The sequence below is a fragment of the Terrihalobacillus insolitus genome, from assembly GCF_028416575.1.
GTDB classification, from domain to species: domain Bacteria; phylum Bacillota; class Bacilli; order Bacillales; family Amphibacillaceae; genus Terrihalobacillus; species Terrihalobacillus insolitus.
Map to the genome: position 1 here is coordinate 1 of NZ_JAMQKB010000043.1, position 10,472 is coordinate 10,472.

General features: G+C 38.3%; 11 protein-coding genes and 1 other RNA gene. 9 read left to right on the forward strand and 3 right to left on the reverse strand.

Annotated features, from left to right (window positions below):
• Nucleotides 1-324: 324 nt before the first annotated feature.
• The gene (acsA, locus tag NC797_RS17700; protein ID WP_272438142.1) at nt 325-2,040 is read left to right on the forward strand and encodes an acetate--CoA ligase; all 1,716 of its coding nucleotides are present in this window, start codon (nt 325-327) and stop codon (nt 2,038-2,040) included.
• 83 nt (nt 2,041-2,123) lie between these two features.
• Here the strand turns inward: acsA and NC797_RS17705 are convergent, their stop codons facing one another.
• The 3 genes from NC797_RS17705 to NC797_RS17715 form a co-directional block, all read right to left on the reverse strand.
• Complete coding sequence (locus tag NC797_RS17705) at nt 2,124-3,179, reverse strand: LCP family protein (RefSeq protein WP_272438143.1); 1,056 nt, start codon at nt 3,177-3,179, stop codon at nt 2,124-2,126.
• 199 nt (nt 3,180-3,378) lie between these two features.
• Nucleotides 3,379-4,668 carry a glycoside hydrolase family 18 protein gene (locus tag NC797_RS17710; RefSeq protein WP_272438144.1) on the reverse strand — a complete coding sequence of 430 codons (1,290 nt, stop codon included), beginning with the start codon at nt 4,666-4,668 and terminating at the stop codon, nt 3,379-3,381.
• A gap of 225 nt (nt 4,669-4,893) precedes the next feature.
• Nucleotides 4,894-5,427: a cysteine hydrolase family protein gene (locus tag NC797_RS17715; RefSeq protein ID WP_272438145.1), complete on the reverse strand. Its 534-nt coding sequence runs from the start codon at nt 5,425-5,427 to the stop codon at nt 4,894-4,896.
• A 94-nt stretch (nt 5,428-5,521) separates the two neighbouring features.
• Here NC797_RS17715 and tadA point away from each other — a divergent pair, with 94 nt between their 5' ends.
• The 8 genes from tadA to NC797_RS17755 all read left to right on the forward strand — a co-directional run bounded on the left by tadA (nt 5,522) and on the right by NC797_RS17755 (nt 10,106).
• Nucleotides 5,522-5,992: a tRNA adenosine(34) deaminase TadA gene (tadA, locus tag NC797_RS17720; RefSeq protein WP_272438146.1), complete on the forward strand. Its 471-nt coding sequence runs from the start codon at nt 5,522-5,524 to the stop codon at nt 5,990-5,992.
• Nucleotides 5,993-6,112: 120 nt separating this feature from the next.
• Nucleotides 6,113-6,377: signal recognition particle sRNA large type (ffs, locus tag NC797_RS17725), an RNA gene on the forward strand.
• A gap of 155 nt (nt 6,378-6,532) precedes the next feature.
• A complete protein-coding gene (gene dnaX / locus NC797_RS17730; protein WP_272438147.1) occupies nt 6,533-8,227 on the forward strand; it encodes a DNA polymerase III subunit gamma/tau in 1,695 nt (564 codons plus the stop codon).
• A 20-nt stretch (nt 8,228-8,247) separates the two neighbouring features.
• Nucleotides 8,248-8,571 (forward strand): YbaB/EbfC family nucleoid-associated protein, encoded by a 324-nt coding sequence (locus NC797_RS17735; RefSeq protein WP_272438148.1) that lies wholly within the window; start codon nt 8,248-8,250, stop codon nt 8,569-8,571.
• A 12-nt stretch (nt 8,572-8,583) separates the two neighbouring features.
• Nucleotides 8,584-9,180, forward strand: coding sequence for a recombination mediator RecR (gene recR / locus NC797_RS17740; protein ID WP_272438149.1), 597 nt, complete (start codon nt 8,584-8,586; stop codon nt 9,178-9,180).
• Between the two features lie 10 nt (nt 9,181-9,190).
• Nucleotides 9,191-9,400 carry a YaaL family protein gene (locus NC797_RS17745; protein WP_272438150.1) on the forward strand — a complete coding sequence of 70 codons (210 nt, stop codon included), beginning with the start codon at nt 9,191-9,193 and terminating at the stop codon, nt 9,398-9,400.
• A gap of 180 nt (nt 9,401-9,580) precedes the next feature.
• Complete coding sequence (locus NC797_RS17750; protein ID WP_272438151.1) at nt 9,581-9,847, forward strand: pro-sigmaK processing inhibitor BofA family protein; 267 nt, start codon at nt 9,581-9,583, stop codon at nt 9,845-9,847.
• A gap of 121 nt (nt 9,848-9,968) precedes the next feature.
• Nucleotides 9,969-10,106: a hypothetical protein gene (locus NC797_RS17755; RefSeq protein WP_272438152.1), complete on the forward strand. Its 138-nt coding sequence runs from the start codon at nt 9,969-9,971 to the stop codon at nt 10,104-10,106.
• Nucleotides 10,107-10,472 lie beyond the last annotated feature (366 nt).

Genomic DNA, 10,472 nt, shown 5'->3' on the forward strand with positions numbered 1-10,472 from the left:
GTGGAAAAACCGTATCCTAGTTGAACGGGATACGGTCATACACAACACAAACCGTGTATGTCTATTTATTAGAATCCCCCACTTCAACAAAAGTGAACTTTCTTTTGTAAGTGGTGGGTAGTTCAATGAACACTCTATAATCCAATTTTTTTGAAGTTTATCAAGGTTTTTTACTTCAAAAATAATAAATTATCGTCTAGAATAAGAATTAGCTTAATTTTTAAAAATTTTAAAATAGATTACGTCTTCTGCACATACGATGTAATAGTAGTGATTTTTTTAGTAATTGATACCGCTTGCAAAAATTTTTAATGAGGTGATCAAATGGACATGCAACCTATTCCTGCTAGAGAGGGAAAGCACAATCTTAAAGACTATCACAATGCCCGTAAAAATTTTGACTGGGAACAAGTGAAAAGGAAATTTAGTTGGTACGAAACTGGAAAAGTGAATGCTGCTTATGAAACAATTGATCGACATGCAGAAAACCCAAGTAAAAAAAATCAAGTGGCACTTTCTTACTCTGCTCCAGACCGGGAAGAGGAGTTAACATTTGAGCAGTTAAAAAATCAAAGTAATCAATTTGCTAACGTTTTAAAAAAGCATGGGATTGAAAAAGGTGATCGTGTCTTTTTATTTATGCCACGAAGTCCAGAATTTTATGCTAGTTTTTTTGGTGTTTTAAAGGTTGGTGCAATTGCAGGGCCACTTTTTGAAGCATTCATGGAACAAGCAGTAAGAGATCGATTACAGGATAGTGAAGCTACCATGCTAATTACAACTCCTGATCTACTTTACCGGGTACCACAAGAAGACTTACCAGATTTAAAGAAAATTGTTCTTGTCGGTGACAAGGTAGAAGCTTCGGAAAGATATATCGATTATTTTGCGGAAATGAAGCAAGCATCAGAGGATTTTGCAATTGAATGGGTTGATCTAGAGGATGGAATGATCCTTCACTATACCTCAGGTTCAACAGGAAAACCTAAAGGTGTATATCATGTTCACAATGCAATGATTCAGCACTACGCAACAGGGGAGTGGGTACTAGATTTGCAGGAAAATGACATTTATTGGTGTACTGCTGATCCTGGTTGGGTAACAGGAACAAGCTACGGCATTTTTGCCCCATGGTTACACGGTGTCACAAACGTTATTCGCGGTGGAAGATTTACACCTGAATCTTGGTACGGGACGGTTGACAAGTATAATGTTACTGTTTGGTATACTGCTCCAACTGCGTTAAGAAAGCTCGTTAGCGCAGGGGAAGACGTTGCAAATCAATTCGACATGTCCTCGTTAAGACATTTACTAAGTGTAGGGGAACCGTTAAATCCAGAAGTCATTACTTGGGGTGTTAAGGCCCTTGATCTTCGAATTCACGATACATGGTGGATGACCGAAACAGGTGCCATGTTAATTTGTAATTACCCTACAATGGATATTAGGCCAGGTTCAATGGGTAAGCCAATCCCTGGTGTAGAGGCATCCATCGTGGATAATGAAGGCAATGAATTACCGCCATATCAAATGGGGAATCTTGCAATTAAAAAAGGATGGCCATCTATGATGCGTGCGATCTGGAAAAACCCAGGTAAATACGATAGTTATTTTGTAAATGGTTGGTATGTCTCTGGTGATAGTGCCTACAAGGATGAGGATGGTTATTTCTGGTTCCAAGGTCGTTTAGATGACGTCATTAACACTTCTGGTGAACGTGTTGGTCCATTTGAAGTAGAAAGCAAGTTAATTGAGCATGAAGCCGTAGCTGAAGCGGGGGTTATTGGTAAACCAGACCCAGAACGCGGTGAAATTATTAAAGCATTTATTACATTAAATGAGGGCTATGAGGCGACCGATGAATTGCTTGAGGATATTCGAGTCTTTGTCAAAACGGGTCTTAGCGCACACGCTGCACCAAGAGAGATTGAAATAAAGGATACAATTCCAAAAACACGCAGTGGTAAAATTATGAGAAGATTACTGAAGTCATGGGAGCTAGGCCTTCCTACAGGTGATACTTCTACATTGGAAGAATAAACTAGAAGAATAAACGCAATAGACGTTAAAAAAGGCATTGAACGAAAGTCTGTTCAATGCCTTTTGTTTCTTTAGAATCAATCCTATTCTGTTGTATGTTCTTCATCACTTTGGTCCGTGTTCGTATTTGTTTCTTCCATTAATCCTAAAGCCTGTTTTATTTGTATGGATGCTGTATCGAGAGCACCCTCATTCGGGATAAAGTAGGATAACCCATCAATCATTTGGTTGGTTCCTTCAATGTTTATAGTTTCGATTTCAGATGCATCAATGGATGAATATGCTTTTTGTAACGTATAAATTTCTCTAGGTTTAAGATTTGTATCTACATTTTTACCAAGGATGTCTGAAATTTCTCCAACTTTAAACAGTGTACCCGCAGATATCGCTTCGTCAATGGCTGCTCTGATGAACTGACGCTGTCTTTCTTCCCTTGAATAAACAACATTAACATCCCGTTTTCTCATTCGAACAAATGCTAGCGATTCTTCTCCGTTAAGTCGCTTTGGCCCTTTTTCAAAATAAATTCGCTGATTGTTGTTGTAAATGTTCTTCTCCCAAAATGGTTCTTTAATATCAACTGTTACGCCATCCAGCGCATCAACGATATCGCGAAAGCCTTCAAAATCAACTGCAATAAATTTATCAATCGGAATATCTAATAAATCTTCAACTGTTTCGATAGCTAATTTATTTGCTCCATAACCTGTAATGGATCCATACGTATAAGCAGCATTAATTTTGTGAAATCCAGAATACTGTTCAACATTTGACAGCTCTACCCTAGTATCACGAGGAACAGTTGTCATCGTCATTTCATTTTCTTTCGGATTTAACGTAACAACAATTTGTGTGTCTGCTCGTCCATCTTTTCCGTCTGTTGTGTAATTTTCTATCCCTAGTAATAGAATGGATATTGGTTCTTCTCCAATTGTAACGGCGGTTTCTCTTCTTTCCGACTTTTCATCAGGACGTTCTAAGTCCGTATAAGAATCACTCGCTGCATCGTATGCTTGGTACGCCAAATAACCACCATAACTTATGACAACTAAAAATAGTAGGATTGCCAAAAACAGTACGCGCTTCACCCATGTCTTAGGTTTTTTACTATTTCTTCTATTCATTCTAGAATCTTTCACATGTATACCCCACTTTTGAAACATCCTCTTTTCATGATAATTGCAGACTGTTTCTATTTTACTACAAGCACATAGAAAGGTCACCCTTAATTAGGACGATTTTCACTCCGGAAAAGTTTCAACATATAACAGGTTTTTAAATAAATTGTAGAAAAAAGCCGAAAACAAGGTGAAATTATGTCTTCGGCTTCTTTGCTCCTTACCTTATTTTGTTAATTTTAAAATTTGCCTCAAGCAACACCCAGTTTTGTGGAAATGCTAATCCAAGCTTCCAATAACTAATTCCTCTTAGGTTCAGTTCTTTGATCAGGTCAAATTTTGCTTGGATCGATCTAGCATCTTCAAACCAAACAATATGTTCCTTCCCAGCATCATCATAATAATTGAAAAATGGTGCTTGGGAATCCGTATCATATTCAATTGCAACATTTCTCGCTCTAGCAAGGGCAACAGCCTGTTTTGGACTTAGTGCTTTTGCAAACTCTCCACCCTGTTCAAAAGGTAACGTCCAATCGTAACCATATAAGTTTTGACCAAGGAAAAGTTTATTTGATGGTATGACACTTCTCGCATATTCTACAACTTCACGAACAGGTTTGATTGGTGATACAGCCATTGGTGGCCCGCCACTATAACCCCATTCATATGTCATCAGGACAACGAAGTCGACAATATCCCCATGTGCTGGATAATCATGGGCCTCATACCATTTACCTTGTTGTGTACCGCTCGTTTTCGGTGCAAGGGCAGTGGAGATCAAAAGCCCAGCCTCCGACAATACGCGTTTTGCTTTGCGTAAAAAATTATTATAATTTTCTCTTGTATCGGGAGGCAAAAACTCGAAATCAAAATGTACATCACGATAGCCGATATTTCTTGCTGTTTGGATGATATTCTCGAAAAGAGTATCCTGAACGGTTTCATTTGTTACAATAATTCTTCCTAAATCTGCACTAAATTCCCCTTCCTCCAAATTGGTTAAGACAAGAACAAGCCCCACATTATTGTTGGAGGCAATCGCAGAAAAATTATCTAAAGGCGGTGGGATAATGTTGCCCTCTCTTGTCACGCGGTAGCTAAACGGAGATAGGTATGTTAAGTTAGGAGCATGTTTTTGTGTAGCATTTTTAAGCGTGCTTGAGACGGTATCTCCATAGGGCTCTACATAAGCATTTACTTCTGTAATCGGTTCTTGTCTTGGCGGAATGTACAGACGAAATCCTGTAGATAATGAACTGTTTACAGATACATTATTGATTCTTGCTAGCTCTTGATAAGATATCCCAAATTTTTGTGCGATACTATATAAGCTGTCCCCCTGTTGAACGAAGTAAAATTGACCAACAATCGGGATCACAAGTGCCTGACCGACGACAAGTTCGTTAGGGGTGTCTAATTCATTTACGGAAACGATCGTTTCAACTGTTATATTATATGAATTTGCAATTGCGGAAAGGGTGTCCCCAGATTGCACAACATGGATTTGCAAGTGCATTTCCTCCTCTCAAATTGTCTTTCATAAGTAACGTATGTTTTAGAGGAAGAAAAGATGATATTATAGGTTGTTCAAAAAGTCACCAAATGATAAGCGGCGCATCTCTTCGTTGGCTTGTTTTTCCGTTACTCACGTATTAAAAGCATACGCTCCGTTACTCAAAACAGCGCCGCCTCGACCTGCTTGCTTCTAATTTGCCGACTTTTTGAACACGCACTATTAGATTGGGTCTATGTTTGCACTTAGGACAATTTTCATAAGATTTAATGCCTGCTCATTCTCATGTGTTTCCGTTGATGCAACACAGTTTTTGGGTACACTTACAGAAAAGTCCCTCATGTGTGCATCGTTAGCTGTAAAAAGCACACAAATATTTCCTGCAACCCCAGCGAGAATGATATGTGTTACCTTTAATTCCCTTAAAAGAGAAGGGAGAGCAGTTTGGTAAAACCCTGAAAGCTTTGGCTTCATTAAGAAATAATCGTTTGTAGTCGGAAGTACCTGATCAAGTATGTTCGCATTCTTTTCATTTCTACAATGGGTAGCAATTTTGTCAATGTCAGCTTTCCATGTGCCATAATGATCATTAACATATATAATAGGTAGGTTGTTTTTTTTCGCATATGCCTTTAATTTTAAAATGTTTGGAAGTATCTCTTTTGTGTGTTTAAGTAACTTTTCACCGTTTGAAAACTGAAAGTCATTTAATATATCGATCAGTATAAGTGCGGTATTTTCACTTGAATGTTTCATATGATTAGACTCCTTTGTAGAGGATTTTCAAACACGCATTTCTAGATTATCATGTGCAATTTATAAACAATTAAAGCGTAGGTGTGGGATAAAAATGGATGATCAGCATTTTATGTTATTAGCAATTGAGGAAGCTAAGAAAGCAGAACAAATAGGAGAAGTTCCAATCGGCTCTGTTCTTGTTCATAACGGAGAAATCATTGCTTCTGGGTTTAATTTACGAGAGACGCAACAAAGAACAACATCCCATGCGGAATTAATCACAATTGAAAAAGCGAACCAAGTAATAGGGAGCTGGCGGCTAGAGGAATGCACTTTGTATGTTACTTTAGAGCCCTGTCCAATGTGTGCAGGGGCAATCTTGCAATCAAGAATACAGAGGGTTGTATTTGGTGCATATGATCCAAAGGCAGGCTGTGTTGGTACACTAATGAATTTATTAGAAGATAGAAGATTTAATCATACGGCAGATGTTCTGGGCGGAGTATTAGAAGAAGAGTGTGGAAAACTAATGAGCGAATTTTTTAAGGGTATAAGAGATAAGAAAAAACGTAAAATGAAGTAAAAGTTGTTGCAAATATTGGTGTAGAAAAATTTAACAGAATTCCTACCATTGCATTTTAGGTTAAAACTCGTTATACTTATTAATGCGCTACAAAGCGCCCTAAAATAGTTAGCAAACTTGCCGTGCTAGGTGGGGAGGTAGCGGTGCCCTGTACTCGCAATCCGCTATAGCGAGGCTGAATTCCCATCCGAGGTGGATAGCTTTAAGGTCTGCCTTAAGGGATTGGTGTTGACACTTGGGTCCTGCGCAATGGGAACCCGTGAACCCTGTCAGATCCGGAAGGAAGCAGCAGTAAGCGGTGTTTCTCATGTGCCGTGGGGAAGCCTGGGTTGAGCCATGAACTTAAGTAACGCTTAGGGTTATTTCATCAAAGATGGGTGCACGGCGTTACATTACATAAAGTCTACCCTTGTCATTTGGCAAGGGTATTTTACTACCAGCAGAAAGTAAAATCAGAAACGATTTTTTCATGGTAACAAGGTTCACATCTTACACAATCTTCAGGTATAATAAAGGAAGATATGAAAAAGGAGCGCTAGTATGAGCTACCAAGCATTGTATCGCGTTTGGCGTCCGAATAACTTTTCGGATGTAGTTGGACAATCCCATATTACACGGACGCTGAAGAATGCGATCGTGCAGGAAAAGTTCTCACATGCATACCTTTTTTCAGGCCCGCGTGGAACTGGTAAGACAAGTGCGGCCAAAATTTTTGCGAAAACAATTAACTGTGAACATTCTCCAGTAGAAGAATCCTGTAACGAATGTTCTGCTTGTATTGGTATTCAAGATGGGTCCATATCAGATGTAATGGAAATTGATGCCGCATCAAATAATGGAGTCGAACAAATTCGGGACATTCGAGATAAAGTAAAATATGCACCAAGTGCTGTTAAGTATAAGGTTTACATTATTGATGAGGTTCATATGCTATCAATAGGTGCGTTTAATGCCCTCCTGAAAACATTAGAGGAACCGCCAAAGCATGTTATTTTTATTTTAGCAACAACAGAGCCTCATAAAATCCCTCTCACAATAATTTCGCGTTGCCAGCGGTTTGATTTTAAACGAATTTCTCCAAAAGCAATTGTAGAAAGAATGCAGACTATTTTAGAAGTGGAGGGTATTTCGGTTACAAAAGACGCACTAGAGGCTGTTGCTTTATCTGCTGAGGGAGGGATGCGAGATGCGCTAAGCTTACTCGATCAAGCGATTTCCTACAGTGAAGATCAGGTTATGTTAGAGGATGTTTTAGCTGTAACTGGCTCTGTGTCTCAAGAAAAGCTTGCCTATATGGTTGAAGCCATCTATCAAAATGATGTTCAACAGGCACTACTAACGCTCGATGAATTAATGAATGAAGGTAAAGATCCAGGGAGATTTGTTTTCGACCTTATTTACTACCTTAGAGATTTGTTGTTGTACCAAAGCGCGCCGGCGTTAGGAAATATGCTGGAACGGGCAATTTTGTCAGAGTCCTTTAAAAGGCTGTCAAAGGAAGTCCCTGCTTCATGGTTGCAGCAAGCAATAGCAAAATTAAATCAGTGTCAGCAGGAAATCAAATGGACAAATAGTCCGAAAGTTTTTATTGAAATTGCAATACTTAATATGGTAGAAATGAAACAGCAAACATCGCAGCCAACTGTTGAAGACAGCGCCGTTCAAAGCTTGATCGACAAAGTTGAACTGCTTGAAAAAAAGATTCACTCATATCAACAAACAACAAGTATACCAGAAACTACTAAAAGGCAAGCCGATGTTCAACGTAAGCCATCACGAGGAATAAAAAATAACTATAAAATACCTTATGAACGGATTCGGATCGTATTAGGGGAGGCATCTAAAGAACAGCTGAAAAATATCCAGGCGCAATGGCCTAATTTTATGGATGCTTTAAAGCAAAAAAATGCACCAGCACATGCAACAGTGTTAAATAGTAAACCAAGGGCTGCATCTGAACAAGCGCTAGTGGTTGCATTTAAATATGAGATCCATTGCTCGCTTGCCTTAGACCATAAAGAAACGATAGAATCATTATTAACTGAATTGGTTGGTAAATCTTTAACGATCCTACCAATTCCAGAACAAAATTGGCAGGAGCTACGAGCAGAATATGTTCACAAACAACGTGAACAAGAAGATAATGATCGAGGCCATCAAGCAATTCAAGAGGAGCCTGTTATCGAAGAGGCGAGAAAGCTTTTTGGGGACGATCTACTAGAAATTCATGATTAACTATTAAAGGAGGGATTTCCATGCGTGGTGGTGGAAATATGAACAAAATGATGAAGCAAATGCAAAAAATGCAAAAAGACATGATGAAGGCCCAGGAAGAGTTACAGGAGCTTAGCTTTGAAGGGACAGCTGGTGGAGGTATGGTTAAGGTTATTGCTAATGGTAAAAAAGAAATTACGGACGTGCAAATAAATGAAGAGGCTGTTGATCCAGATGAAGTAGAAATGCTCCAGGATTTAATACTAGCAGCAACGAATGATGTATTAAAACAAGTAGAAGAAAAAACAAATGATACAATGGGACAATTTACAAAGGGATTAAATATGCCTGGAGGAATGTTCTAGGAGGCACAAAGCATGTATTATCCAGAACCGATTTCAAAGCTGATCGACAGCTTTACAAAATTGCCAGGAATTGGGCCTAAAACGGCTGCTAGACTGGCTTTTTTTGTTTTAAATATGAAAGAAGACGATGTGTTAGACTTTGCGAAAGCATTAATTAGTGCCAAAAGAGAGTTATCCCATTGTAGTATTTGTGGTCATATAACAGATACAGACCCGTGTGCTATTTGTCAGGATGAGTCAAGAGATATGTCTCTTATTTGTGTGGTGCAGGATTCTAAGGATGTGATCGCAATGGAGAAGATGAAAGAGTTTAATGGTAAATACCATGTTTTACATGGGGCTATTTCCCCTATGGATGGAATAGGACCAGAGGATATAAATGTTCCGAGTTTGATTAATCGATTAAAGGACGAGGAAGTACAAGAGCTAATTTTGGCAACCAACCCTAACATTGAAGGTGAAGCAACCGCAATGTATATATCTCGCCTCGTAAGGCCGTCTGGAATAAAAACAACACGTATTGCTCACGGCCTTCCAATGGGTGGGGATTTGGAATATGCGGATGAGGTAACCTTATCTAAAGCATTAGAGGGAAGAAGAGAATTGTAAAGTAGGTGAGATGGTGGGCCGAAAAATTAAAAAGAGCGAAATAGACCAAGAACTCCTAGCAGATATTTATCGGTTAAAAAGAGAATGGATGAACATGGAATCCATCCTTAATAGAAGTATTGATGCAAGTGAATCAGGATTATTTGATCTTTCAGTGGCAAAAGCAAAATATTTTTACTTATTAAGAGAGGCGAGGCAGCGAAAAATTAGTGCACTTTAGGTATGCTGGTGAATGGAAGGCAGGCACGTCCTGTATCAAACGTAGAACTCACCCGTCGTTTGTGAGCAGATGTGCGGCTTATTATTTGTAGTTTTTCTGGACAACCTCTATATAATAAGTTCTTTTTTTTCTTTCCCGACATAGGCTATTAATAGGACAAGCGGGAAAGGGGAAAATGAAATGGATTCAACTTTAGTTATTACTAGTATGGTTGTATTGATTGCGATTTTATTAATCGTAGGTGCACCAATTAAACCAGTGAAATTATTAGGGAATAGTGCAGTAAAGCTAGTGATCGGTGTTTTAATGCTATTCTTTTTTAATGTATTTGGCGCCTCAATCGGATTACACGTACCAATCAATTTGTTCACAGCTATTATCATTGGGTTTTTAGGTATTCCTGGTTTGGCCTCACTAACAGCATTGAATATTTTTGTTTTAGGATAAAAAACCATCAGAGCCAAAGATGGTTTTTTGTGCGTTAAGAAAGCTTATTCCTATGGTCTTGTAACAAAAATGGAAGTTTATATGAAATACGGTGTAAAAGAGTACTGGGTGGATCAACCCGATGCTAAATGCGATACTAGTATATGCTTTGACAGATGAACAAGTGTATCAACAAGTGGACATATTGAAGGGTAAAGGTATTATAAAATCAACTGTATTAAAAGGGTTTGAGATTGAGTTGGAGGAAATCTTCCGATAATCTTCACTGTTTAGATAATTTTTTATTGCAATTTATTAATACACATGGTATGTTAAGTAGCGTCGCTTTTGAAAGTCATACAATACAATGTGTTGACTTTTTTAGATAAACGAGGTATACTAATTTGGCTGTCGCACTAAGAAGGAAAAAACGAGATAAAAACAAGAATATTAATTTTTAAAACCTTGTTGACAATGGTATACTGATTTGTTATAATGTATAAGCTGTCGTCAACAGATGACATCATTTTGATCCTTGAAAACTGAACAAAACAACCAGTAATGTCAAGTAAGAAAAAGCTAGTTTTTCATTCGAGCAAGATGAAACGATCTTCGATTAAGTATGCAACGTTCTGTTGCAACATCG

Coding starts and splice junctions, on each gene's coding strand:
- recR (WP_272438149.1), top strand. CDS start 8,584: ATGTATTATCCAGAACCGATTTCAAAGCTGATCGACAGCTTTACAAAA.
- NC797_RS17750 (WP_272438151.1), top strand. CDS start 9,581: ATGGATTCAACTTTAGTTATTACTAGTATGGTTGTATTGATTGCGATT.
- tadA (WP_272438146.1), top strand. CDS start 5,522: ATGGATGATCAGCATTTTATGTTATTAGCAATTGAGGAAGCTAAGAAA.
- NC797_RS17755 (WP_272438152.1), top strand. CDS start 9,969: ATGCTAAATGCGATACTAGTATATGCTTTGACAGATGAACAAGTGTAT.
- dnaX (WP_272438147.1), top strand. CDS start 6,533: ATGAGCTACCAAGCATTGTATCGCGTTTGGCGTCCGAATAACTTTTCG.
- NC797_RS17745 (WP_272438150.1), top strand. CDS start 9,191: ATGGTGGGCCGAAAAATTAAAAAGAGCGAAATAGACCAAGAACTCCTA.
- acsA (WP_272438142.1), top strand. CDS start 325: ATGGACATGCAACCTATTCCTGCTAGAGAGGGAAAGCACAATCTTAAA.
- NC797_RS17715 (WP_272438145.1), bottom strand. CDS start 5,427: ATGAAACATTCAAGTGAAAATACCGCACTTATACTGATCGATATATTA.
- NC797_RS17735 (WP_272438148.1), top strand. CDS start 8,248: ATGCGTGGTGGTGGAAATATGAACAAAATGATGAAGCAAATGCAAAAA.